27 protein-coding genes are annotated in these 24,391 nt (G+C 57.5%); 18 read left to right on the forward strand and 9 right to left on the reverse strand.

The features are described 5' to 3' along the window. Positions 1–36: 36 nt before the first annotated feature. The 5 genes from CRO59_RS07255 (at position 37) to CRO59_RS07280 (ending at position 2,878) form a co-directional block, all read left to right on the forward strand. Complete coding sequence (locus tag CRO59_RS07255) at positions 37–585, forward strand: cytochrome b (RefSeq protein WP_007966874.1); 549 nt, start codon at positions 37–39, stop codon at positions 583–585. A 236-nt stretch (positions 586–821) separates the two neighbouring features. Further along, positions 822–1,037, forward strand: coding sequence for a DUF4287 domain-containing protein (locus tag CRO59_RS07265; protein WP_097090291.1), 216 nt, complete (start codon positions 822–824; stop codon positions 1,035–1,037). A gap of 13 nt (positions 1,038–1,050) precedes the next feature. Further along, on the forward strand, positions 1,051–1,530 hold the full coding sequence (locus tag CRO59_RS07270) for a GNAT family N-acetyltransferase (protein ID WP_097090292.1): 480 nt from the start codon (positions 1,051–1,053) through the stop codon (positions 1,528–1,530). A 174-nt stretch (positions 1,531–1,704) separates the two neighbouring features. Continuing rightward, positions 1,705–2,304: a GIY-YIG nuclease family protein gene (locus CRO59_RS07275; RefSeq protein ID WP_097090293.1), complete on the forward strand. Its 600-nt coding sequence runs from the start codon at positions 1,705–1,707 to the stop codon at positions 2,302–2,304. A gap of 52 nt (positions 2,305–2,356) precedes the next feature. Beyond that, a complete protein-coding gene (locus CRO59_RS07280) occupies positions 2,357–2,878 on the forward strand; it encodes a GNAT family N-acetyltransferase (RefSeq protein WP_097090294.1) in 522 nt (173 codons plus the stop codon). Between the two features lie 123 nt (positions 2,879–3,001). On the opposite strand, the gene CRO59_RS07285 is transcribed toward CRO59_RS07280, so the two are convergent. Further along, on the reverse strand, positions 3,002–3,541 hold the full coding sequence (locus CRO59_RS07285) for a thioesterase family protein (protein WP_095136509.1): 540 nt from the start codon (positions 3,539–3,541) through the stop codon (positions 3,002–3,004). Between the two features lie 502 nt (positions 3,542–4,043). On the opposite strand from CRO59_RS07285, the gene CRO59_RS07290 reads away from it, so the two are divergent. From CRO59_RS07290 to CRO59_RS07315, 6 genes are all read left to right on the forward strand, one after another. Beyond that, on the forward strand, positions 4,044–4,406 hold the full coding sequence (locus tag CRO59_RS07290; protein WP_003226001.1) for a DUF6124 family protein: 363 nt from the start codon (positions 4,044–4,046) through the stop codon (positions 4,404–4,406). A gap of 139 nt (positions 4,407–4,545) precedes the next feature. Beyond that, the gene (locus CRO59_RS07295; RefSeq protein WP_097090295.1) at positions 4,546–6,087 is read left to right on the forward strand and encodes a DUF2235 domain-containing protein; all 1,542 of its coding nucleotides are present in this window, start codon (positions 4,546–4,548) and stop codon (positions 6,085–6,087) included. After that, on the forward strand, positions 6,087–6,740 hold the full coding sequence (locus CRO59_RS07300) for a DUF2931 family protein (protein WP_097090296.1): 654 nt from the start codon (positions 6,087–6,089) through the stop codon (positions 6,738–6,740). The genes CRO59_RS07295 and CRO59_RS07300 overlap by 1 nt, the downstream gene beginning before the upstream one ends. A gap of 11 nt (positions 6,741–6,751) precedes the next feature. Beyond that, on the forward strand, positions 6,752–7,408 hold the full coding sequence (locus CRO59_RS07305; RefSeq protein WP_097090297.1) for a DUF2931 family protein: 657 nt from the start codon (positions 6,752–6,754) through the stop codon (positions 7,406–7,408). An 11-nt stretch (positions 7,409–7,419) separates the two neighbouring features. Next, complete coding sequence (locus tag CRO59_RS07310; protein WP_097090298.1) at positions 7,420–8,079, forward strand: DUF2931 family protein; 660 nt, start codon at positions 7,420–7,422, stop codon at positions 8,077–8,079. Between the two features lie 31 nt (positions 8,080–8,110). Next, positions 8,111–8,767, forward strand: coding sequence for a DUF2931 family protein (locus CRO59_RS07315; RefSeq protein WP_097090299.1), 657 nt, complete (start codon positions 8,111–8,113; stop codon positions 8,765–8,767). A 207-nt stretch (positions 8,768–8,974) separates the two neighbouring features. On the opposite strand, the gene CRO59_RS07320 is transcribed toward CRO59_RS07315, so the two are convergent. From CRO59_RS07320 to CRO59_RS07335, 4 genes are all read right to left on the reverse strand, one after another. Then, positions 8,975–12,277 carry an NERD domain-containing protein gene (locus tag CRO59_RS07320; protein WP_097090300.1) on the reverse strand — a complete coding sequence of 1,101 codons (3,303 nt, stop codon included), beginning with the start codon at positions 12,275–12,277 and terminating at the stop codon, positions 8,975–8,977. 328 nt (positions 12,278–12,605) lie between these two features. Beyond that, positions 12,606–13,712 carry a DNA alkylation repair protein gene (locus CRO59_RS07325; RefSeq protein ID WP_097090301.1) on the reverse strand — a complete coding sequence of 369 codons (1,107 nt, stop codon included), beginning with the start codon at positions 13,710–13,712 and terminating at the stop codon, positions 12,606–12,608. Between the two features lie 2 nt (positions 13,713–13,714). Further along, complete coding sequence (locus CRO59_RS07330) at positions 13,715–14,320, reverse strand: glutathione S-transferase (RefSeq protein ID WP_097090302.1); 606 nt, start codon at positions 14,318–14,320, stop codon at positions 13,715–13,717. 61 nt (positions 14,321–14,381) lie between these two features. Next, a complete protein-coding gene (locus CRO59_RS07335; RefSeq protein ID WP_007966905.1) occupies positions 14,382–15,290 on the reverse strand; it encodes a MurR/RpiR family transcriptional regulator in 909 nt (302 codons plus the stop codon). Positions 15,291–15,704: 414 nt separating this feature from the next. On the opposite strand from CRO59_RS07335, the gene CRO59_RS07340 reads away from it, so the two are divergent. The 3 genes from CRO59_RS07340 (at position 15,705) to CRO59_RS07350 (ending at position 18,252) form a co-directional block, all read left to right on the forward strand. Beyond that, a complete protein-coding gene (locus CRO59_RS07340; protein ID WP_003225981.1) occupies positions 15,705–16,109 on the forward strand; it encodes a TraR/DksA family transcriptional regulator in 405 nt (134 codons plus the stop codon). A 606-nt stretch (positions 16,110–16,715) separates the two neighbouring features. Further along, positions 16,716–17,939: a methyl-accepting chemotaxis protein gene (locus CRO59_RS07345; RefSeq protein ID WP_371917808.1), complete on the forward strand. Its 1,224-nt coding sequence runs from the start codon at positions 16,716–16,718 to the stop codon at positions 17,937–17,939. Between the two features lie 112 nt (positions 17,940–18,051). Then, entirely contained in the window at positions 18,052–18,252 is a 201-nt protein-coding gene (locus tag CRO59_RS07350) for a hypothetical protein (protein WP_007966907.1), read from the forward strand. A gap of 6 nt (positions 18,253–18,258) precedes the next feature. On the opposite strand, the gene CRO59_RS07355 is transcribed toward CRO59_RS07350, so the two are convergent. Both CRO59_RS07355 and CRO59_RS07360 read right to left on the reverse strand, forming a co-directional pair. Continuing rightward, positions 18,259–18,495 (reverse strand): DUF2789 family protein, encoded by a 237-nt coding sequence (locus tag CRO59_RS07355; RefSeq protein WP_095666879.1) that lies wholly within the window; start codon positions 18,493–18,495, stop codon positions 18,259–18,261. 47 nt (positions 18,496–18,542) lie between these two features. Beyond that, on the reverse strand, positions 18,543–18,818 hold the full coding sequence (locus CRO59_RS07360) for a hypothetical protein (protein ID WP_027612961.1): 276 nt from the start codon (positions 18,816–18,818) through the stop codon (positions 18,543–18,545). A 402-nt stretch (positions 18,819–19,220) separates the two neighbouring features. Here CRO59_RS07360 and CRO59_RS07365 point away from each other — a divergent pair, with 402 nt between their 5' ends. The 3 genes from CRO59_RS07365 to CRO59_RS07375 all read left to right on the forward strand — a co-directional run bounded on the left by CRO59_RS07365 (position 19,221) and on the right by CRO59_RS07375 (position 21,041). Continuing rightward, positions 19,221–19,691 carry a hypothetical protein gene (locus tag CRO59_RS07365; protein WP_007966910.1) on the forward strand — a complete coding sequence of 157 codons (471 nt, stop codon included), beginning with the start codon at positions 19,221–19,223 and terminating at the stop codon, positions 19,689–19,691. Positions 19,692–19,699: 8 nt separating this feature from the next. Then, a complete protein-coding gene (locus CRO59_RS07370; protein ID WP_097090371.1) occupies positions 19,700–19,897 on the forward strand; it encodes a hypothetical protein in 198 nt (65 codons plus the stop codon). A gap of 127 nt (positions 19,898–20,024) precedes the next feature. Then, positions 20,025–21,041 carry an ABC transporter substrate-binding protein gene (locus CRO59_RS07375; protein WP_097090304.1) on the forward strand — a complete coding sequence of 339 codons (1,017 nt, stop codon included), beginning with the start codon at positions 20,025–20,027 and terminating at the stop codon, positions 21,039–21,041. Positions 21,042–21,180: 139 nt separating this feature from the next. Here CRO59_RS07375 and CRO59_RS07380 read toward each other — a convergent pair whose 3' ends face one another. Next, entirely contained in the window at positions 21,181–23,313 is a 2,133-nt protein-coding gene (locus CRO59_RS07380) for a TonB-dependent siderophore receptor (protein ID WP_097090305.1), read from the reverse strand. A gap of 92 nt (positions 23,314–23,405) precedes the next feature. Then, complete coding sequence (locus tag CRO59_RS07385) at positions 23,406–23,795, reverse strand: DUF2946 domain-containing protein (RefSeq protein ID WP_097090306.1); 390 nt, start codon at positions 23,793–23,795, stop codon at positions 23,406–23,408. A 94-nt stretch (positions 23,796–23,889) separates the two neighbouring features. On the opposite strand from CRO59_RS07385, the gene CRO59_RS07390 reads away from it, so the two are divergent. Further along, positions 23,890–24,330, forward strand: a complete 441-nt coding sequence (locus CRO59_RS07390; RefSeq protein ID WP_097090307.1) for a DUF3995 domain-containing protein — start codon at positions 23,890–23,892, stop codon at positions 24,328–24,330. Positions 24,331–24,391: the final 61 nt, after the last annotated feature.

A 24,391-nucleotide genomic window follows, 5' to 3' on the forward strand; every position in this document is an offset into this window, starting at 1 on the left:
ACGAGACCGTCGCTTACGACAATCACGAGGCACGTTATGACTCGCGACACCGCCGTCACCCGTTATGGAAAACTCTCAATCACCCTGCACTGGCTGATGCTGGCGCTGTTCGTCGGCGTCTATGCCTGTGTCGAAATCAAGGGCTTCATGCCCAAGGGCAGCGAAGCGCGCGGCTTGCTGATGGGATTCCACGGCCTGTTCGGCACGAGCATCTTCGTCCTGGTCTGGGTGCGCCTGCTCGGTCGCTTGACCCCACGCCCGCCGATCACCCCCAAACCGCCTGCCTGGCAGACCGGCATCTCGCACCTGATGCACCTGGCGCTGTACGTGCTGATGATCGCCACGCCGATCCTCGCCTGGCTAATGCTCGCTGCCGCCGACAAACCGTTCCCATACTTCGGCTTCCACGTCCCGGCACCGGTCGCCATCGACCCGGACTTCGCCAAACAGCTCAAGTACTGGCATGAAACGCTGGGCAGCGCCGGCTACTGGCTGATCGGCTTGCACGCGGCGGCGGGGCTGTTTCACCACTACTGGGTGCGGGATAACACGCTGGTTCGGATGTTGCCGGGCCGCACGGAATAACCTCTTTCCTATTCAACCCCCAATCCCTGTGGGAGCGAGCTTGCTCGCGAAGGCGTCGTGTCAGCCGGCATCATCGCTGACTGACACACCGCCTTCGCGAGCAAGCTCGCTCCCACAGTTTTTTGTGGCGTCTGGCAGGACGGGAAAGTTGCCGCAATCGTACTTCGCGTCCACTCTATGGCATGCCGACAAGGAGCGTCGCCGACCCTCCGTCGTGACCCAAGGGAGCTTGCAGCATGAGCGAAGACAACAAGGTAAAAGGCCCGGCGTCGTACTTTCCCTCCATCGAAAAAAAGTACGGCCAGCCCATCGAACACTGGCTGAACCTGCTCGCCAGCATCACCGACAAGAAACACATGGAACTGGTGGCGTGGCTCAAGGCAGAACACGGCATGGGCCACGGCCATGCCAACGCGCTGGTCGCGCACCATTTAGGCGCAGGCAAAAAGTGAGGGCAGGGCAGCGATGAATTTCACCCACCGGCCCGTAACGGCCGACGACGTCAAAACCCTGTGCGGCTTTCCGCAGGGCGTTCAAGAGTTGTACTTCATGTTCCCGAAAGCGCAGTACCCGCTGACGGAAGAACAAATGCACACCGCGATCAGCCAGCGCTTCGACTCCACGGCTTTTCTGGCCAACGGCGAGTTCGTCGGCTTCGCCAACTTCTACCGTGCCGAGCACGACGGCGTCTGCTGCATCGGCAACGTCATCGTCGCACCTTACGCCCGTGGCCAGGGCGTCGCGCGCTACATCGTCGAAACCATGACTGCGGTCGGCTTTGAAAAGTACGGGGCAAGGGAAGTGCAGCTGTCCTGTTTCAACGAAAATACGGCGGGGTTGCTGCTCTACCCGAAACTCGGCTTCGTGCCGTTCTCCATCGAAGAGCGTGCTGCGCCGGGTGGCAGGCGTGTGGCGCTGATCAACATGACCCGCCACCGACAATAGCCATCCCCCAATCCCTGTGGGAGCCGGGCTCGCCCGCGATGACGCCAGCCGGCCAGAGATGCTTCCGAGCCTTGCGCGGAACCTGTGCGAGCTAGCACTCCAGGCGACGCATCAATTGTTGAGGGCTGTGCTAATCCGGGCCTAGTAAATGAATCAACAACAAAGCGAACAAGAATGGACACACTGAAAGAAGACTCGCGAGCAGTAAAGGTGGCAGCGGCTTGGCAGTCGCTGACCAAGCAGATGCTCAATGCAAAAGCGGTGCACCGGATCGAGCATCTGGTTTCCAGGCATCACCCTGTCAACGTACCGTCGAGTGCAGGAGTTTATGCATTCTGGTGGATGGGCTGCCGTAAGCTTCTCATGAGCGCTAATCGGCATATTATTCTGAAGGGGCCGGGAGGCTCTGATGTCGATGTGCGTTACCACGACTGGTGGCCGGCAGACGCACCGTACCCGTGTTTGTATGTCGGTAAGGCGACCGATTTAAAGCGTCGGCTGAGGGAACACCGTTTGCCTGGTACACCTGGTCGCGCGCACCCACCGTTAACCCAGAACAATAAGGCCAAGCCTCGAACAACCTCATGCCAGTTGCGGTTTGGCATCGAACACGTTTTTCCTCGGGAAGCTGATCCCCTGACATTGATAAACAACAACATCGGGTTTTCCTGGTGCGATGACTTTCCGGATAACGCGGTCGCTGAGCGTTTCTTTGCCGAAGACAAACTGGTTGGGCACCTTCGACCCTGGTTCAACATCGATTCAGAGCGGTGATATGCGATGAGGGGTTCTTGCCCCTTGTTGAGACTTTTCAAAGGGTTTGATGATGTCAGAAGCAATCTCACGCTTGATCTACCGACGCCCGAAGCCAGCAGACCTGCCTACCGTTTTCGCCATTTTCGGCGACCCACAAACCAACCTGTTCAACCCCGCCGGCCCCATGACCGACATCACACAAGCCGAAGCACTGCTGAATCGCTGGCTGCAACACTGGGAAGCCCACGGCTACGGATGGTGGGCAATCAGCAGCGCACAAGCCCCTGAGCAGATCCTCGGATTCGCCGGCATCGCCGCTCATGACTACCTGAGGAAAACGGTCACCAATCTCGGCTATCGTTTCGCCGTGGAAGCATGGGGCCACGGCTATGCAACAGAGGCCGCACAAACCGCGCTAACCCACGCCTTCGACCATCTCGGGTTGCCTGAAGTGTTCGGCCTGGTCAGGCCGGATCATGTGGCCTCGATCCGCGTTCTTGAGAAAATCGGCATGCGCCGTATCGATGAGTTAGACGACGTACCGGGCAAAGCACCAAGTCTGATATTCCGCATCCAACGGGACGACATTTGAACAAGGCACGTCATTCGAAACGCGTCCCCTGTAGGAGTGAGCCTGCTCGCGATGGCGCCCGCACAAGCGACACCGCACTCTATCCATAAAAGCCATCAACCAACCACTCAATCACTCAATCACTCAAACCTCCTCACCCCTAAGCTGACGACTCATCAGATCACAACTCGCCGACCACGACGTCAACCACTCCGGCATCTCGGGCGACTGCTCAGGCAACCCCAACTCCCTGACAAACTCACCCGGCGCAATCGTGCCTTTCGCCGAACGAAACAGCCCACGCATCACCACCACGCCGATCACCCGTCCCTTGCTCACGAAGCGATGCTCCATGAAGCTCCATTTATCGTCCCAGCCAAGCATCCGGCTGTGAATTTCAAACGCTTCAAACAGCTTCAGCTCACGCCGAAATTTACCCCAGGTATCGCCAACGATAGGCAAGGCTTTAGCGCGCAACGCCACCCGAAACGCGCCACTGCGCAACACAAAATCCATGCGCCCGACGTCAGCCATAGTGAAGTAGCGACCATTGGTGACATGCCGATTCAAATCGAGATCCAGCGGCCACACGCGCATGCGGATCACGGTGGATTCCAGCGCATTGACCGGCTTGCGCCACGGTCGGCGAAAAAGCATGCAGAGCAATCGAAACCACAGATTCATCAGTACGTCAGCCCGTTGAAAAGAGCGCTGCACTCTAGCGAGCCGGGCGATAGCGAGGTAGGTGCGTAAATGACTTTTTTGGACGGAACAGTGCATTCCGATCATTGCGGGTTGATGCTGGATCGGTAGCCCGTTTAACCGGCGGATAAACAGGAAATAATCGTGGTGTTTATATGAAGCCTGCGGTTACCACCGAAGCCCTACAACGCCTTGCGCCATCGCCTACGAGTACGCCAGAATCCGCCGGCTTGTGCGTCTAGAGCGCGGGTTCTATCGTCTGTCGGTCACTGAAAAACAGTGATCGGGTTTGGTAGCCCGCCATAACTAGTCGCATCGCGCACCGTTCGCAGACCTCATCAGGTCGCTGCTCAATGGTGGCCATGCGCAGGACACCTTCGGGTGTGCCGGGTCCTAGTTACCGGTCTACCAACCCGCGTGTGGCCGCCACCCTTCGTTTGGTAGCGAAGGTGAAGGCTCCTCTTCAATAACTAGGAATTTCACCATGATCAAACCAACACCCAACCCGCCAGAAACCGACCTCGCATCCCCCTACGAATCCCTCGATTCGAAAAAGCTCCACGAAGCCGCCGAACGCGCCCTCGACCATTACCTGTCCCCGGCCACCCAAATCATGGCCAGCCCCCACAAACCCGAACCCATGTACCTCGCCAACCCGAAGTGCGACACCGAATCCCTGCTCGCCAACGCCAGCGAAACCCTCGGCTCCGCCAGCGAAATGCTCAACAACTTCGCCGCCACACTCGACACCTCCCACCGCAAAACCGCACTGGGCATCGCCCAGGTCGTCATGCTCGGCGAACTCGCCGTAAACCAGGCCCTCGACAACGTCGAAATCGCCCACTGACCACCCGGTGCGACGAGCCCAAACCCTCGCCGCACCCAGCAATTTCAACCGAGCTGGCACAGAGCCACGCCTTGCGCCCCCAAGCCTCGGCTGTCACCCTTCGGCCCGTTCTTCAAGGATCAGAACAAGGAATCAAGGATTGAGTGGCTACGTTCCCAACCCCCCGAAAAACTACCGCTACGAAGAAGCCAAACCCGTCGATATTCATGCCCAGCGTTGGGCTGAGTATGAGAAACACGGGAAAGAGCCTGCGCGCGAGCCCGAGAAAATCGGCATTGCGTTGAGGATTGGGGTTTTCTTTGATGGTACTGGTAACAATGCGAACAACACGGCAGCAGGGTTGCTGTGTGGTGCGCAGCATCCGATTGCGCCGCAGGATATTCCTGCGAGTTGCATGCCTTACATGAGTGATCCGGATAGCAGCTACGGTAACGATGTCAGCAACGTGAAAAAGCTGAGCGAACTGTATGAGGCGCCGCGACGCGCTGAGGGGGAGGGGCCACGAAAGAAGGCTTCCGGTATGGTCTACGTCGAAGGCATAGGCACCCGTTCAGGTGAAGAAGACAGTAAATTCGGCGCTGGTACAGGACGTGGCGAAACCGGTGTTGCCGGGCGCGTCCAATCTTCTTTCGTGTTGATCGAACAGCGTATCACTGAGGTATTGGATAAAAATCCCGATAGTGAAATTACTTCGTTGACCTTCGACACTTTTGGCTTCAGTCGCGGTGCGGCAGCCGCCAGACATTTCGCCAATGAAATCGTGCGTGGCAAACAAGGCCCTTTGGGCGAGATTCTCCGCAGTAAGTCCGATGCCTTCAGTTCGACCTTTGTCGATCAATACAACAGCGACATCAACATGGGCTTCATTGGGTTGTTCGACACTGTACCGTCGATTGCTGGATGGTCCAATTTAGGCAACATCAAAAGTGCAGTCGCAACGGGGATCAAACTCTACCTCGACCGACGTTATTTCACCGACGTTGTGCAGTTGGCTGCTCGGGACGAATGCAGGGCTAACTTTGCTCTCAATCGAGTAGCGATGGATCATCCGGAAATTGTCTTGCCAGGAGTGCATTCTGATGTGGGCGGGGGTTACCTTGAGGAGGCTGAAGAATGCGTGCTCGTTAGCCCAATGCAAACGCTAGAAGTCGGCAATTACGCGGATGTCACCACCACATCGATCTATCAGGATGCGGTCAATGTGAGAAATCAGTGGTTAGCCAACGGCTGGCCTTCCGAAATGCTGGAAATAGTTACTCCAGCTCCATTGCTGATGCCGATCAGTCCTCAGGATCGACTGAGTCCTCGAGTCAAACGAGTCTATGCCGCCGTTCAACTCAAACGTCCGGTGAGTGGATTATTGTCGAGAGTGAGCCTGCGCGTGATGCATCAACTCGCCAAAGCTAAAGGCGTTCGCTTCGAAGATATTCCCGAGACGCCTGGCTTCTTCGTTCCTGAAGAACTCCAGCCTATGTGCGATCGTTTCGTCTCCGGCGACTACCGCACCACCCCCGAGGAGGAGCAAATGCTCAAGCTCAAGTACATTCACACATCTGCCAACTGGAATCATCCGCTTGGTAGGAGAGATGGAAGTGGTCTCAGAGCTGTTTACATTAATGCCCCCACGGAAGATGCAATCCGGGTAAAACACCCTCACGTACCTGACTGGACGCTTTGGTAATGAAGTTATTTGCAGCCCTGCTGTGCACGCTTTTTGTGGCCGGTTGTAATGCCGATCCGCTTTCAGCAAAGAACGACCCTAAATCTCCATGGTGGGAACTCGGTTTTACCGAACCTGACTACATGAAGGTCTGGGTTGAAGACAGCGCCGTGGAAGACATAAAGGGCAAGACGTTTCTACGCACTGGCGGTGGAATCGCATCGGGCGGGCAGCCTGAAGACGGTACAGAATCGGCCCGAGGTTGGGACGGAGTGGGTGCATCTGCCAAAGCAGTAGTAGGCGCTGATCTCCCAAAACGAATTTTTGTTCGCTGGCAGTCCATCGTGGAGCCTCAGACCTATCGCGCATGGGTGGACATACCCGAAGAAGCCAGACAATTGATGCTGACCTCGGTCAACCAGCGCTGTGCGAAAACCCCGGACCAGAAAGCTACCTATATATCTTCGGTCTACCTGGGATTGGCTCCCGGAGGTGTCGTACAAGTGTGGGTTAGAGACTCCTGCCACCATCCAGTCAAAGTGGCTAAAGCCCAAGCTGAAATCGAACCGCTAGGACCAAGCCAAGGTAAAACCCAAGGGCGTTACGCTTATCCTGTCAGCGAAAAGTCCAAGCGATATATCGAGAAATTCGGCATTCCTTACGGGAGTTGGTAAGCGGTAAACCCATGAAGCAATGCATAGTGGCGGTATGCGTGTTGTTACTGAGCGGCTGCCAGTCTGCCTCCCCGCTTTCCGTAAAAAACGACCCGAAAGCCGATTCGTGGGAGCTTGCGTTCACCGAACCCTATTACATGAAGGTTTGGGTTGAGGACAGTGCCGTCGAAGACATAAACGGCAAGCTATTCACGCGGACGGGAGGAGGCACAGCCGCTGGTGGCGAACCAGAGAATGGCAAAGAGTCCGCGCGCGGTTGGCATGCGGTAGGCGCGGCTGCGAAACCAGTGATTGGCGCTGGCTTGCCCAAACGCATTTACGTGCGCTGGCAATCCATTGTCGAGCCGCAGACCTATAAGGTTTGGGTGAATGTGCCTGAAGAGGCGAGGCAGCTGATGGCGCAATCGGTCAGTCAGCGGTGCCCGGAAACACCCGAGGAACAGGCCAGCTACAGCGCATCTATTTATCTGGGATTGGCTCCAGGGGGCGTTGTACAAGTTTTTGTTCGGGACGAGTGCCATCGCCCTGTCAAAGTCGCCAGAGCGCAGGCAGCGGTTGAGCCGCTGGGGCCTAGCCAAGGAAAGAACCAAGGGCGCTATGCGTATCCCGTCAGCGAAAAGTCTAGGCGGTATATCGATAAATTCGGCATCCCGTACGGGAGTTGGTAATCCTTAAGCCAATGAAACAACTCATAACGATACTTTGCGTTTTACTGATCTCAGGGTGCCAAGAAACTGATCCACTCTCAGCCAAAAATGACCCGAAGTCCGAATGGTGGGAGCTGGCGTTTACTGAGCCGGACTATATGAAGGTCTGGGTTGAAAACAGTTCTGTTCAAGACGTTAACAACCGGATTTTCTACAAAACCGGCGGCGGCACCGCTGCCGGGGGAGAGCCTGAAGATGGCACAGAGTCAGCCCGGGGGTGGGCAGGTGGAGTTGGCGGCAGCGGGAGGAGGGTGATAGGAGCAGACCTGCCCGTTCGAATCTGGGTCCGTTGGCAATCAATCCTCGAACAGAAAACCTGGCAAGCATGGGTAGATATTCCGGAAGAGGCCAGGCAGTTGATGGTGACGTCCGTCAATCAGCGCTGCCCGCGAACTCCCGATCGGCAAGCAAGATTCATGGCATCGGTTTATCTCGGCCTGGCTCCCGGCGGTGTCGTGCAGGTTTGGGTAAGAGACTCATGTCATCACCCAGTCAAGGTCGCGCGAGCACAGGCGGAAATTGAGCCACTGGGGCCGAGCCAAGGTAAGAACGAAGGGCGGTACGCCTATCCTGTGAGTGAAAAGGCTAAGCGGTATATCGACAAGTACGGCATTCCATATGGAAGTTGGTAGTCGTGACAAATACTTGAATGGATCATTCGTAATGAAAGCAACGATTGCACTGCTGGGCGCTTTATTGTTGTCCGGCTGCCAACGCAGTGGCCCAGAAACTGGCGAAAATGACCCTAAATATCCATGGTGGGAATTAGTGTTCGTTCAGCCGAATTACATGAAGATCTGGGTAGAGGACAGCTCCGTCCAAGACATCAATAACAGAGTCTTCTTTAGAGCTGGCAAAAGCACTGCAGCCAGCGGAGAACCCGATATCGGAACAGAGTCTGCCCGTGGTTGGGGGACGGTGTCGGGGAGCGGGATGCCTGTGACAGGCGCCGATCTTCCAAAACTGATCTTTGTCCGCTGGCAATCTATAACAGAGCAAAAAACCTACAAAGGCTTCATCGAAATTCCGGAAGAGGGCAGGCAACTGATGGTGAAGTCAACACACCAGCGTTGCCCGGAAACACCGGAGAAAACTGCTCGCTTTATGGCGTCACTTTACGTGGGGCTCGCTCCGGGCGGCGTGCTCAAAACATGGGTTAGAGATTCATGTCGAAATCCGGTTGAGATTTCTCGCGGTCAAGGAGCGATAGAGCCTCTGGGGCCGGAACAAGGGAAGCACGGTGGTCGTTATGCTTATCCGGTAAGTGAGAAGGCTAAGCGATACGTCGAGAAGTACGGCATTCCGTATGGGAGTTGGTAGGCGACACTTCTCTTGCCTGTCTTTCAATGACGTTGCCTTGAGTGAGTCACCTTTTTGAAAGCTTCCGCGTCAATGCTGAGCTCAACGAAGGTTCGCTTTCGGCCAAAAAGCGGACGCAGAACATTTCTGGGGAACGAAAGCGTCCCGCAAGTAGAACAAGCAGGGAATTAGGCGCTGTCAGATTAAATGCTTGCGTCAATGAGTATTTTACTCTCTGCGCTCTTCGATCGACTTTATCGCGTTCAAGGCAGTAAGTGCGGATTGCGAATCGTCAACTAACGACCGAAGACGTACTAGGTCATCTACAGAGCCATATTTACCTATGACGTTGATGGCAAATCTCAGTGCCTCGGCGTGATCCGCAAAGAATGCCCCATCGAAATAGCCCGGCTGGATGCTAGGGCTCTGGAGCGCGGCACGACACATCTCTAATGTTTGATCGGGGAATGCACGTACCAATTCAACCGAGCGTCCCTTGAAATCGGAGATAGACCGGGAGATGGTGTAAAGAACGCCTACTGCTACATCAGGGCTAGACTGAAGTACCTCAAGTGCCAATGCCGCCTGATACTCCTCCAGCACAAAGCTAGCGTCCCGCCGCTGAAGCCAATGGTAAAGAACGCCACATGCGAGAAGCGCATCCTCACGAGGCTCCCCTCCGAATCGAAGGTTTTCGGCGGGTAGGTCATTCGCAAGAGCGCCAAGCGCCACGAACGCAGCGATGAACGTTTCAATAGCTTGTTGAGGTAGCTTCGACTGCTGCGATGGCAGCTGAGTCCAGCGCATGATGTAGGGGATAGCAAGGCGATCTCCCTGCCGTGCAAGCTCATCAATAAGGGAGCTAAGAAAGAAATCGTCACCTTCAGCTCCTTCGCATGCGAGACGCAGCAATGATAGTTGCTCTTGGGCTGGCAATTCCTCAAATACCTGTATGTAGGCGCTGCTGAAGGGATGGTCGAATTGAGCGTTGTAGAAACCCCACGCTACGCCGGGAGCTTCTGCGGACTCCGAAGACAGTATTTCGCGTACTTGTAGACGAACACTCTCTACGTGCTGATCTTCCTCTTCTTGCAAAGCGCCCAGCCCGCTGAGTGCCTCAATGGCTGTCTGGGCCAACCATGGATGCAGATCAGGCAGGAGATATTGGAGTGCTTCGACGTACCCTTGTTGGATATGGTCCGGGACTTCACGAAGGGTGTGTGCGTAGTCAAGAAGGTCGAGGTGAACATGATAGGTAAGAAATTTCCAACGCTCTTGCTGAAGATACGGCAACACATACTGGGCGAAGGTATCCCGAACCTCATATGCCAAGCGTGATAGCGCTAAAATAAAGTAAAGCTGCCCGGTTGACGCGACGTCGCGCCATGCAAGTTCCAGTGATGCGGCCAAAGTTGAAGTGCTAGCTCTGCGCAAAGTGAGAGCGCCACTATGGAGGTCCGAGGCTATACGGGTGAGCCCCACACGCTCTGAGACGAACACGTACGTGACCGCGAACAGGCCACTGCGAATGTTGATCTGTTTCTCCGCTGCTTCCGAATGCAGCCTCCGGAATTCTGCGGCGAGAGTGGCATCCATCCTCTTCACCGCGCCGAGTACCTCCTTGATCCAGCGTCCTTCTGCCATCCCGGCCGCAAGCACTGAAAGAAGCGCAAAGTCGCGATCTGACCAAGTGGTTAGGCTGTCAGGGTTGATCGCCACCTTCCACAAACGTTCTGCAGAGATATCAAACCTCAGCCGCGATGCCTCCTCAGTGAGTCGCGCCGGAAGAGCAGCTACCACATCTGTGATGAGAAGGCGCGCAGCACTGCCACATTCACCAAGTAAACATGCTTCCAATAACTTGCTGTCAGACACCTTGCTGAGGATCGTCGCTAGCAGCGATTCGTCTTCAATAGCACCAATGAGAAATGTACGTAAGGCATCGTATTTCGGCACTGAAAGGGCGGCTAGGATCGCACCATCATCGAAACCTACCTGACGAACGAGAGCTTCGGTAGCAAAAACGCTACGGTACATCTCGTGGCACAGGCTCACACGATCGCCCCGCAGGTTTAGAACGCCTGATCTATGAGCCTGCCGCAGCGTCGAGGCCGGTAGGTCGAGTTCTGCTAGGAGCCGATCCACCTCTCTGATGGACAAGCTGTATGTCATGCGATCCACCAGTCGCTTCGCTATTGCGCAAAGAAGGCGTATGCCTTCGGTGGCCGAGTCACCTAACTTACGTCGCACGAAATAGTCGAAGAGCGCGAACCTGCTCGAAGATTGCGGAATCTCGCGCCCTATCTGGCCAACGAGGTCCGCCTCGATACCAGTGGTGGCCGCCTCAAGGAGCGGAATTAGGGATGCATCTGAGGACGGGTTGATACTCGCAATTTTCGCCTTCAGCTCATTCCCAGGCCGCCCGACGCTGACATGTCGAAGCTGCAGGAGATCGGGTCGCTCAATGTCGATCTGGGATGTGATTACAATTAGCGCGTTGTATCTGACTGATGCAGCGCGAAGAGCCCTTGTGAGTTGAACCCTACTAGTTTCCTGACACTCATTGTAGCCATCGACAAACACCGCAATCGGCCGGGACATACGCCGAGCAGCAGCAATCAGGGCAGCAGCGGATCGTAGGTCGAGCAGTGCGGCTTCGCTGTCTAGCGATGCAGCCAACTGTCCGTCGAAGGACTTGCAGTCAATTAAGACAGGGACAATACCTCCAGCAACAACGCGATTGGCAATGCACAGGGAAAGCAACGTCTTTCCACAACCTGAAGGGCCGCGAATCAGTAGGTCCGACCGCTCGCGCGAAAGCGCGACCTCAATGTCACCGAGCTCGCAGCTCTGTCCGTCCTGATCGTAGATGTCCGACACATATCGTGCGGCAATCGGCCCATAGGTGGCCGCAAACGCGCTTGTATAACGATTCAGAGATCGTTCCGCGTCGAGCAAACGCGTGTCGAACGCGCTCTCTGCATTGGTTATCCGCTGAAGGCCATGCATTTCAGCAAAATGATGCCAGCGGTCAGGACTCCACCGGAGCGTGGAATTCTGGTCGATCAGCGCTGAGAGTTCGTCAAGATCATTGAGGCTTACTTTGTGATTGCTTGCAGGAAGATCAGAGCCGTTAGGCAGTGAGGGCGTGAACATCACGCAGGCATCGGGGTACCCAGACAACAAGGGATCGTGTGCTCGCATGGCATCACGTAATACGTTCTTAGCCTGAAGTGCCTGAAGATAGGCGTTTCGATAGGGCTTCCACCGCCCGAGCCGTGTCAATGCGGTCCAGTCACTGTTGTAACCTCCACGAAGTGGGTGCAAGACCCCTTTCGCCTCAATGACCAAGGTGAGCTGATCGGTACCTATAACGAAGTCGAGTTGGCGACCACCTATGTGCAGGTTTGCAAACACCGTTGCAGGAACCGCACGCTCCTCCAGTATTGCCAGGAGAGCTCGAAGCACTACTCGTTCAGATTCTTCCTCTATGGGTGCACCGATGTAGAGGGCGATAGTGCTCAAAAGCATGTGTGCCTCAGGTAAATGTTTGTCTCGGCCTCAAAAATGCGGAAGTGGTCAGCGCTAACTTTTCAACCAACATCGCCATTCGCACCCGATGATTAGGGCTCTCTGCATATAGCGGTCCAAAATCGCCTAGGACCTTTCGCTACATCTTCGCACTCATGGCTAAACGATACTATGCGTTCGCCTCCTGGCCCCCTAATTCCCGAGGCTCAATTTAAGCTATAAGTCGTGAGCGGACGAAGTCGAACGACCGCTTTTGGCCGAGAGCAGCCCCATCCGTAATTCCCTATCAGTCCGAGTCCCGCCAGATCAGCGGAATCCATCAGCAGTATCAATCAGCAACAATCTCAAACGCAGCACTCCCCAAAACCTCCCCATTCACCAAAACCCTAACCCCATGCCGCCCCAAAAAATGCTTCCGCGTCGTAAAATCCTTAATCACCTGCCGCCTCCCCACAACCACTTCCCCAAACCCCGCCAACACCACCGTCTTCAACTTGAATACCTTCCCCGAAACCCCGCCGTTCGCCTTCACATAGTCAATCGCATAATCAATCACCAACCGCTGTTCATGCGCCACCGTCGACTTCACCGTAAACGATAACGTAATCGCTTCCCCCAACCGAACCACCGCCGGCTCAACCCGCACGTCCAGCAACTCAACCTCAGCCTTGGCCCCCGCGCCAATCACTGTCAGCGCGCGCAGATCGCCCTGTTTGATCAAGCTGCGCAACGCATGCTTGGCAATCCACGCCGTGTGTTTGTTCTCCAGTGGCCAGCTTTCAATCGTGTCCAGCACCCATTCCGGATGCTCTTTGGTCACGTCGTTCAGATGGTTCGCCACGGATTTGCGTACGTACAAACTCTCGTCGGCTTTCAACCGATCGAGGATTCCGGCGGCCAGTTGCGGGTTGGCTTGCACGGCTTCCAGGCGGAATGACCAGGGCAGGCGAGGGCGGGTGCCTTCGCTGGCGAGGCGGCGGATGTGGTGGTTTTCGTCTTGGGTCCAGTCGTGCATGAGTTCCAGCGAGCGTTCGAGGTCGCTGCGCAGGAAGTGGCGGATGGCGAATTCGGAGGAGCCGAAGGTCGTGAAGTATTTCAGTGCTTGCATCGAGGTATCGAAGGCGTGGCTGCCGTAGCTGGCGACGTAGTGCGGCAGGCACATGCTGACGAATCCGCTGTTGAGGCGGGGGGCGAGTTCGCGCAGGACTTCGAGGGAATCTTCGTAGTCCAGTGGCAGCACGGCGTGCAGGCTTTCGCTGACGTGGGCCATGCGTTGCATCACCGACAGTTCGGCCAGCCCTTGGTTGGCGTGCTTGAGAAACGCCTTGGCCTTGAACGCCGGGTACACGGCGCTCATTTCGCTTGCGATGTGTTGCAGGCGCTCGGCGTTGAAGATTTCCTTTAACGCCGGGGCGGCGGTGTCGGTGCTGCTCATGGTCAGGTCATCGGGGTGCTGACGAACGCTTCGAGGGTTTCGGCGTAGGCGGTGTATTGGGCGATGTGCGGGTAGCGGCGGGTATCGATCTGGTCGGGGACGACGAGGTCGGTGAAGCTCCATGCGACGGCGAGGCTGATGCCGGCCTGGGTGAGGGTGCCGTCGGTGGGCATGCCGGTTTTTTCCAGTTCCTGTTCGAGGGCGGTGAACGCGGCGGCGAGTTGGCCCTCGACGCGTTCGACCCACGGCTGGTATTGAATGTCGGCCGGGCGCAGGTTGCGTTCGTAGTAGAGCTGCACGGCTTTTTCGCAGGCGGCGAGGCTGAGGCCGATCAAGCGCAGGGCGTGGGCGCGTTGTTTTAGGTCGCTCGGCAACAGGCTTTTGCCGCTGGCGGCTTCGAGGTAGTCGAGGATGAGGGTGGAGTCCATCAGGACCACGCCGTCATCGAGGATCAGCGTGGGCGCCTTGACCACCGGGTTGATCTGCTGGAATTGCTCGAAGTGGCGGAACACCGAGACTGATTCATGTTCGAGGTCGATGCCGAGGCGTTTGGCGGAGATCGCCACGCGGCGCACGTAGGGGGAGTCCAGCATGCCGATCAGTTTCATGACGCGTTCCTTCAAGTCGAACCGGTGGGAAGGCATAACCTAGCCGAGCCTGAGGCAAATGTCAGTCGTCAAAACCGGCTTGTTCGTGAATCTCATCCACATTCAATTCCAGTCGATACGCCACCGCCACGAACAACGCCTGACACAAACACAACGTCGCGCTCAGCGAACGAAACGCCAATGCGCTGCCCTCATTCACCAGCAGCAGGCTATTGGCGTTTTTGGCCAATGGCGAGAGGTGGCTGTCGGTGAGGATCAGGGTGTTGGCCTGTTGCTGGCGGGCGTAGCGCAGGCAGTGTTGGGTTTCCTTGGCGTAGGGGGTGAAGCTGATGGCGATGACCAGATCGCCGCTACGCACGCTGCGCATCTGCTCGCGATAACTGCCGCCCAGCCCGGAAACCAGGTGTATGCGTTTGTGAGTGTGTTGCAAGTTGTAAACGAGGTAGTCGGCGACGGCGAAGGAGCGGCGCACGCCGACGACATAGATGTTGTCGGCGTTGACGATCAGGTCGACGGCTTTTTCGAACGCGACGTCGTCGAGTTCGCGGCCCAGGCGTTCGATGCCGGAGCGGGTGGCGTCGATGCATTCGCGGGCGAGGTCGCCGTCGCTGGCTTGCTGCGACTGGTTGGCGATCATGCTGCGGATGCGTTGCTGGTAGTTGTGTACCGGCGAGGCTTTGTGGGTGTAGGCGGCGCGGAACAGCGCCTGCATTTCGCTGAAGCCACTGAAGCCGAAGCGCTGCGAGAAGCGCACGATGGCGGACGGATGCACCTCGCATTCCCGGGCGATGTCGCTGATGCGGTCGACCATGATCCGGTCGCTTTGCTGGCTCATGTAGCTGGCGATGCGCTTGAGTTGGCGCGGCAGGGTGTCGTATTCGTCGGTGATCAGTTGCAGCAGACGCTCGGCATTGATCGGGGGGCTGGCGAGGGGGCGCTCGTCGTTGGCCGGCAGATCGGGGCGGGGCATAAGTCTTCCTTCAGGCTGATCAAATCACACAAAGTGCTGGGATGTGCCTGATGTTAGGAGGGCTTTTGGGGTTCTGCTTGGCTGAAACGATGCACCGGGAGAAGAAAAATTCGCGATGAGGCACCAGCGGTTAGCCGTTTGTCTTCTATATACAGCCGCTCGACTGAATTTCTTGCTATAAACGCACTCCGATGACCGCCATGAAGCCTGTGTCAGACCCGTTTACGGCTGTTGTCGGACAAATTCCCGGTATTTACAGTTGCTGAGGCCTCAAACGGGCCTTAGACTGCCGCCCCTTCGTAAATTGAGTGCCGGGTGGCGTTTGCAATAAACGATGCCTTTTCGTCGACCGGACACGGTTCGCCGGAACGCTCCCTATTTCGCCTTAATGCACGTTTTTTTATAGAGATATCAATGACAAAGGACAAGTTGCTGGCCATGCCGGCAGATGACTACATGAATGCCGAGCAACACGCTTTCTTCACTGAGCTGTTGCAGAACATGAAAGTCGAAACCCACGAGCGCATTGAGCAAAACCGTATCGCCATCGAAAGCCTGGACACTCCGGCCGACCCGGCGGACGCGGCTTCGGTTGAAGAAGAGCGCACCTGGCTGGTCAACGCGATCGATCGCGACCAGCGCATGCTGCCGCAACTGGAACAAGCCCTTGAGCGCATCAAGGAAGACAGTTTTGGCTGGTGCGACGACAGCGGCGAGGCCATCGGCCTGAAACGCCTGCTGATCAGCCCGACCACCAAGTACTGCATCGAAGCTCAAGAGCGTCACGAGCAGATCGACAAGCACCAGCGTCAGGCCTGATTCCATGGCTGCCCCCTGAATGGGGGGCGCCTGCAAAAGATCGCAGCCTTCGGCAGCTCCTACACGAGCTGACGGGGCTGCGATCTTTGCTTTTGCTCGTCCGCGATATTTCGCGCGTCGTTCCATTGACCTGCTGCAGACTCCACGACTAACGGACCATGGATAATGGCGTTCTAGTGGCGTTTAATGCAGTCACAACAATGAGAACAAGCGTGGGGTGTTGAAATGACGAGAGATGGATCTCTGGTTGGGGCTTTGCCCGCACCAGTGCTGTTGCCGAAAAAACGCTGGATCGCTCCGACCCTGCAAAGCATCGCCCTGATGCTGTTGCTCGTCGGCATGACGCTGGGTGAATGGTCGCTGTACATTGGCCTGCCGCTGGCGGTGCTGATTGTCTGGCTGCCGCGCCTGCGCTCGCGTGCCGTCGCCGATGTTGTGCCTGCCGAGACCGGTAGCGCGATTTCCGAACTCACCCGCGATCTTTCCTACACCACCAGTCATAACGCGCTGTCAGCCGCCGGTGTGGCGTTTTCCGTCAAGCAACTGGCGAGCAAACTCGAATCGCAACTCGATGCGGCGGCGCAGATTGTCAGCAACGCCGAAGTGATGATCGCCACCGAACACGCCACTTCGCAGCTCAGCCGTGAAGCGCTGGACGCCGCCAGCGAGGCGCATCACAGCAGCGCGGCGGGGCGCACCGAACTGGTGGATTCGATTGCGCGCATGCATCAACTCAGTCAACGCGCCAATGCCAGCCGTGAGCTGATCGAAGCCCTGAGTCTGCGCAGCGATGATATTCAACGGGTGACGCTGGTGATTCAGTCCATCGCCAGCCAGACCAATCTGCTGGCCCTCAACGCGGCGATTGAAGCGGCGCGGGCGGGTGAGCATGGCCGTGGTTTTGCGGTGGTGGCGGATGAGGTGCGCGGTCTGGCAGCGCGGACTGCCTCGGCGACCGGCGAAGTCGGGGAGATGGTTGCCGACATTCAGCAGCGTACGGCGCAAGTGGTGGAGCAGATCCGCGAGCTTTCCAGCGATCTGCAGATCGGTGTCGAACAAGTTGAAAACACCGGCCAGCATCTGCAAAACATCGCGCGGCTGGCGGCTGGGGTGGAAACCCAGGTCGGTGAAATCGCCCGTGGCGCGGAAACCAATCGCGAGCAGCTCGACAGTCTGTTCAAGGCCATCGAGCAGATGCGCAGTGATCTGGCGATCAGCGATCAACAAACCCGGCGTCTGGCCGAGGCCGCTGTGCAGATGGAAGGGCAGGCGGAAACCATCAGCGAGCGTCTGGCCGAAGTCGGTCTGGATGACTATCACCAGCGCGTCTATGACCTGGCGCGTGAGGGCGCGAGTCAGATTGCCGCGCGGTTCGAGGCGGATGTCGAGCAGGGGCGGATCAGTCTTGAGGATTTGTTCGACCGTCAATATCAACCGATTCCCGGGACGCAGCCGGCGAAGTTTCAGACCCGTTTCGACCGCTACACCGATCAGGTATTGCCGGCGATCCAGGAGCCGTTGCTGCCGCGTCATGAGGGGTTGGTGTTCGCCATCGCCTGCACGCCGCAGGGTTATGTGCCGACGCACAACCTGGCGTTCAGTCAGCCGTTGACCGGTGACGAGCAGGTCGACGCGGTGGGTAATCGCACCAAACGCAAGTTCGCTGATCGCACCGGGATCCGCTGCGGTAGCCATCAACAAGCGGTGTTGTTGCAGACCTACACCCGTGACACCGGGGAGCTGATGCACGACTTGTCGGTGCCGATCATGGTCAAGGGCCGGCATTGGGGCGGTCTGCGCCTGGGTTACAAGCCGGAGAATCCGCGTTGATCGATTGTTACCGCTCGCGCAATGAATCTGTGCACGGGCGTTGCTGTTTCCTCTGCGATGAAGTCATTAACATGGCCGTTAGTTAGGTAGCTAATGAAATCGAGAGGTCAGTATGTGCAGAGTCGATGTCGCGGTGATGATTGGCAGTGGTGTGCCCGCCGGATTGCGCGCGATGGGCCAGAGCGTCTGCTGGGTGGTGTTGCTCAATGGTGAGCGGCGCGGCACCGCGTTCGCCAGTCGCGACGAGGCGGAGGAGTGCAAGGCTGCCTGGCTCGCGCAACTGATGGCCGAGCCTGGCGACAGCCTGCACTGACATTTATTAACGTCCGTCGTGCAGGCGTACGTTCAATTCATCGACCATCACCGCTTCTTCGCCGTCGGCGCGCAGCCACTCCTTCAGCAGTTGCGCCTGTTGCGGAGTCCAGAACTCGGCATCGATCAACTTGGTGTTGGCATCCAGCGGATGTGCTTCGATGAAATCGTCGATGGCCCCATTTTCCGATGGCAGGCCCAGTTGGTCGAACAGGGTTTTCAGATCATATGCAGGCAGTTCCATCGTGTACTCCTTTTTGCGTGTGCCGGAATGGCGCTGTCGCTCGCTCTTTATCTGAGGCAGCCGTTGGACAAGAGTTCGATCCGTGATTCAAGCAAGCGGGCGAGGGCGCACGCTTCGTTATGGTCTTCGCGGAAACCTCTTACACGACCGGTGGAAGATTCCTTGATATGAAAGAACGCGTTACCTGCCGGGACCACCTGAAATCGCGGGGTCTGAACGCTTTGTGCGTATTGCGCAAGTTCCGGCAAATCAGTGCCGTGCAGCACGAAAGGCGTATCCATGACTGGTTTGGAGGGCTGGGCAAAGTGAGTCAGAGTGCACATATGAAGTCCTTTTCATGAGATAGCCGACGGTTACAGGTCGGTTCGGGTAGTCGGAAGCAGCATCGCTGCTCTAGAATCGCCAGTGTCTGCTGGCGACAGGTGCCTATCTAAAGCAATTTTTTACCGGCGATATGTCGGAAAAGGGCTTTTTTTCGTCAGTTTTTTCCCTAAAGTTTGTAGTCAGTCTTCGTTGCGCTTCAATGAAGATTTTTCCTTCAAGGCCTGGCGAACATCGAGGCAAGTTTCTCGCCTGACTTTCCAGTAGTCTTGCGAACTTGTGATGTATGGGCGCTCCGCTTGTTTCAGGTGTACTGAAGTCATTCGGTAACAGCATCGGCCTGGCCGTTTTTTTGCCGTGCGCGTTTTGGCGCCGGGTATTTTTTCAGATGTGGGGATGTTTCTTTGGCAGTCAGTAACCTCGATATGCATGCTTTGTTCGTGTTGGGTGATTTGCGTGCAAAGCTGGTCAAGCTGTTCCAGTCGCGTTTTGTTTACATCACCGAACAGAACGCCGAAGGCATTTACGTGGCCGAGATCGACACCGAAAGTGCGTTGGTAGTCGATGACAAACCGGGGCTCAAGCTCAAGGTCGGCGATCATTTCAGCGCGGCCGTGCTGCCCAGCCGTGAAGGCGGCAAGATGGACATTCGCTTTCGCGAAATCAAGCTGACGGTGTACGGCCTGGGCGATTACGCCTTTGTCGATACAGCGGACGGCCACGCGATTCTGTTCAAGGAAGGCCACAGCGTGGTGACGGTGTTTGCCGCACACCAGCAACTGCAGGAAGGCCTGACCAAGACCCTGAAAGCCGTTACCGGTAAAGCGGCGAAGTGGCGCAAGGGCGAACTGATCACGTTCAAGGCCAGCGAGTGATCGGTGGTGTGAGTCGCGCCGACTTCCATTCGCAAAACCTTGACCGTGCGCGTGAAGAGGCCTTGCGCCTGTTCATCGCCAAAGCCGAATTGCAGGGCACGTGGCTGAGCTGGGTGGCAGCGCAGATCTACACCTTGCGGCCTGCGGAATACGCCAGCATGGTCAGACGCGAGCTGCAAAGCTTGCAGGAAAAGTCTGAAACATAACCTCGCCGGGATTGGCCCCCGGAAAAAGCAGGAACCTCGGCTACAGTCAGTTGACTGAGTATTCAGAGGCTTGCGGTCTTCTGCCAGGCCATCCTGCTATTGCTGTGAACAGCACGAGGTGCAAAGCATGAAAGGAATTCGACGGCTATTGGCCGCCAGCGTGGTTTCGTTCGGTGTACTGACGGCCGCGCAGCCGGCAGCGGCGGCACAGGCACCGATTCATTTTGCCGACCTGAACTGGGAAAGCGGCAGCCTGATCACCGATGTCCTGCGGATCATCGTCGAGAAGGGTTATGGCCTGCCGACCGATACATTGCCGGGTACCACCATCACCCTGGAAACCGCGCTGGCCAACAATGACATTCAGGTCATTGGCGAAGAGTGGGCCGGGCGCAGTCCGGTGTGGGTCAAGGCTGAAGCGGAGGGCAAGGTCGTCAGTCTTGGCGATACGGTCAAGGGTGCCACTGAAGGCTGGTGGGTGCCGGAATACGTGATCAAGGGTGACCCGGCCAAGGGCATCAAGCCGTTGGCGCCGGACTTGCGCAGTGTCAGTGATCTGAAGAAATACAAGGACGTGTTCAAGGACCCGGAAAACCCGAGCAAGGGTCGGTTCCTCAACAGCCCGATCGGCTGGACCTCGGAAGTGGTGAACAAGCAGAAACTGACCGCTTACGGGCTGCAGGACGACTACACCAACTTCCGCAGTGGCTCGGGTGCGGCGCTGGATGCCGAGATCAGCTCTTCGATCCGTCGGGGCAAACCGGTGCTGTTCTATTACTGGTCGCCGACGCCATTGCTGGGCAAATTCAAACTGGTGCAGCTGGAAGAGCCACCGTTCGATGCCGAGGCGTGGAAGACCCTGACCGATGCCGATAACCCCAATCCGAAACCGACCCGTTCGCTGGCATCGAAGCTGTCGATCGGGGTTTCTACGCCGTTCCAGAAGCAGTATCCGCAGATCGCGGATTTCTTCAGCAAGGTGGATTTCCCGATCGAACCTCTGAACAAAGCGTTGGCCGAGATGAGCGAGAAGCACACCGCGCCACGGCAGGCGGCTGAGGCCTTCATGAAGGCGCATCCGGAGGTGTGGCAGGCGTGGGTGCCGAAGGATGTGGCGGAGAAGGTGGCGGCTGATCTGAAATAGATAGTTGAGACTGCTGGCCTCTTCGCGAGCAAGCCCGCTCCCACAATTGGAACGCGCTCTCCTGTGGGAGCAGGCTCACTCCCACAATTGGAACGTGTTTTTCTGTAGGAGCGGGCTTGCTCGCGAAGCTTTCCGGCTTTTAGAACTTCGTCTGCACCGCCAATTCAAAGGTGCGCGGTGTACCCAGATAGTAAGCCGGCGACACATGCGCAAACTCGGCATACACCTCGTTGGTCAGGTTGCGCACTCGGCCGGTGACGGTGGTGTGCGAGTCGACCTTGTAGCTGAGGAAGCTGCCGAACAGCGTGTACGACGGCACGGTCATGGTGTTCGCCGTGTCCGCATATACTGACGCCACATACCGCGCATCGACCCCACCTTGCCATTGCGGCGAAAAATCATAAGTCAGCCATAGATTGCCGACCCGATCCGGGACGTTGGTCGGCGTGTTGCCCTTGCGCGACACCACTACGCCGGCGGCATTCTTTTCGGTGAAGTCGTCGTATTGCGCATCGACCCAGGCGAAGTTGCCTTCGGCCAACAACTTGTCGGTAATCCGCAGGGAGCTGGCAATCTCGATGCCTTTCGAAGTTTGCTGACCTACCGGAATGCTGCTGGTCGGGTCCAGCGGATCAGTCACAGCGAAGTCCTTGCGCTCGATGGTGTACGCGGCAACCGTCGCCGAGCCACGGCCATCCAGGTAGTCGAATTTGCTGCCGATTTCCCATTGCTTGCCGGTCGACACGTCGAAGTCCTGCATGCCGTTCGGTTGTTCAGCGGCGGTGCTGTATTGCACGTAGACGTTGGCCGACGGGATGAACTGGTAGGTCAGACCGACGCGCCCGGTGACCGGCTCCCAGCTGCGTTTGAGGTGCTTGGGATTGGCGGCCGTCACGGTGCGATGGTTGGTCACGTCGAGGTCGATGTCGTCGTAACGCAGGCCAGTGAGCAACGCCAGTTTGTCGGTTAGTGCGAGGCGATTTTCCACGAACAGCGCCTTGGTGGTGACCTCGTTGGTCTTGTCGCTGATCAGCGCCGGGTTGGTGCCGGGAATATCGTAGAAGTGCCCGGGCTGGTAGTTGTTCGGATCGACTGTGCTCGCGCCTTTGATATTCAGCGGCGAGTTGGTGGTCTGGTTGACCTTATATTCGAAGCCGCCGGACCAGGTGGTGTCGAGGCCGAACAGGCTGTTGTCGTGGCGCAGTTCGAACTGGTTGCCGTTCTGCTCGCCCTGATGGCGTACCTGATACGCGGTGGAGCGGTTCACCGCCGTGTTGTCGGCGTTGTACTGATAGGTTTCGAGGTTACGGTAATCGCGCTGGCTGTCGAGGTGATACAGCGTATTGCGCAGGGTGGTGCTGTCGTTGATCCGGTAGTCAATGATCGAACGCACCCAGATCGTGCGCTGTTCGTAGCGCCCGTCCTCGACGTTGTAGTTGTTGAAGCGGTTGTGTTTGTCGATTTTCAACTCGCCAGCCTTGGGGTTGAGTACCGGCGTGCCCCAGTACGGGCTGTCTTCGTGTTCGTCCTGATATTCCAGGGCAAGGGTGTGCGACAGATCCGGCGTGAGGTCGCTGAGCAACGAGAACGCCACGCTCCAGGCATCGCGCTCCTGACGGTCGATGTAGCCGTTGCTGGTGTTGTGGCTGACATCGAGCCGCGCGTAGTGCTGCACGTCGGCGCTCGGGTCGGTCAGCGCGTGGTTGAGGCCGAACGCGGTTTCGGTGGTGTCGTAACTGCCGTAGCTGACGCGACCTTCAGCGGCTTGTTCATCGCGGGTCGCCAGTTTGGTCACGTAGTTCAACGAGCCGCCGACCGAGCCTGCGCCGTTGATCAGCGAAGACGGGCCGCCCACCAGTTCGACCCGATCATAGATCCATGAATCCACCGGCCGGGCGAGGCCCCCGGAGACGTTGATGCCATTGAACATCTGGGTGATCTGGCTGCTGGTGAAACCGCGATAGGAGACGAATCCGCCAAAGCCTGGCGGCGCGCTGGCATTGACCCCAGGCAGGGTGTTGGCGGCGTCCTGAAAGTTTTGTGCGCCGTGGCGTTCGATGTCGTTGCGGTTGGCGACGGCCACCGAGGCCGGTGTGTCGCGCACGCTCAAGCCGAGGCGCGAGGCCATGCCGCTGGATTGATCGAGGCTCAGGCCTGGTTCGCTGGTGGATTCGCCGTCGATGGTGATCGGCGCCAGGTCTACGGTGGATTGCGCCCAGGCGTTAAGGGACAGGCAGCCGCACAGGCTCGCCAGCAGAGGAATATGTTTCATCGTTGAATCCTGAATGCTTGTCTAGGAATCAGCGCACAGGCGAACGCCGCGCGTTGGCGCAGTGGGCTGAAAAATCAAAAAGGCAAAGACACTCAGGCGAGCGGCGGGGCACGAGGATTGGCCGAAGGCCAGGTGAAGCGGGCAGGGAGGTCGGCGCTGACGATGGGCGCCAGCGGCGGGCTGTGTTGCTCGGGCAGCACCGCGAGGGTCAGGCTGGAGTTGAACGCCGGGCCCATGCCGCCGCCGACCGAGCACAGCGGGCAGCCAAACGCCTTGGACAGGGTCGGCAATTGTTCTTCGCCGGGATTGCTGGTCAGTGGCGCTTGGGTGGCCGGGTCGACCGTACAGAACTGGCCGCCGATGCCGTTGAGCTGCATCCCGACCATTTGCCCGTGACCGATGCTGCAGGCGAACACGTTGAACAGGACGCAGCAATAAAGCATCCAGGCCAGCAGTGAACGATCGGAACGGGTGAATTTCATGGGGCGGCACTTTACCGTACCGCTGATCGGTCGTGCACTTCAAAAAATGCCGACTAGGATGTTTTGTTCAAATCCCTCGAAAGGATTCTCGACCATGACCTTTGTGTTGGCTCAATGGCTGGTGACGATATTTGCGGCAATCAGCCTGGTACACGTGTATTGGGCGCTGGGTGGGCAATGGGCGGCGGTGGCGGCGGTACCGCAAGTGCCGGTGCGAGGACTGGTGGCGACGGTGCGACCGGCGTTCAAACCGTCAGGCTGGATTACCTTGCTGGTAGCGGCAGCATTGTTGGTGATTGCCGCGCTGGTGTGCATGCGGGTCGGCTGGGGCATGCCGGCGGTGCATCACAAAGCGTTGCAATGGGTGATCAGTGCGATTGCGTTATTGATGTTCGCCCGGGCGATCGGCGATTCGAATCTGGTGGGGTTTTTCAAGGAAGTGAAGGGGTCGCGGTTTGCGCGGCTGGATACCTGGGTGTATTCGCCGCTGTGTCTGGTGTTGGGGGCGGGGTTGTTGGCGGTGGCTTGGGTCTGAGGTTTGAGGTGATCTGGAGATTGCTATCGCGAGCAGGCTCACTCCTACATTTGGAATGCGT

It is taken from the genome of Pseudomonas sp. LAMO17WK12:I5, from assembly GCF_900215165.1.
Classification (GTDB): domain Bacteria; phylum Pseudomonadota; class Gammaproteobacteria; order Pseudomonadales; family Pseudomonadaceae; genus Aquipseudomonas; species Aquipseudomonas putida_A.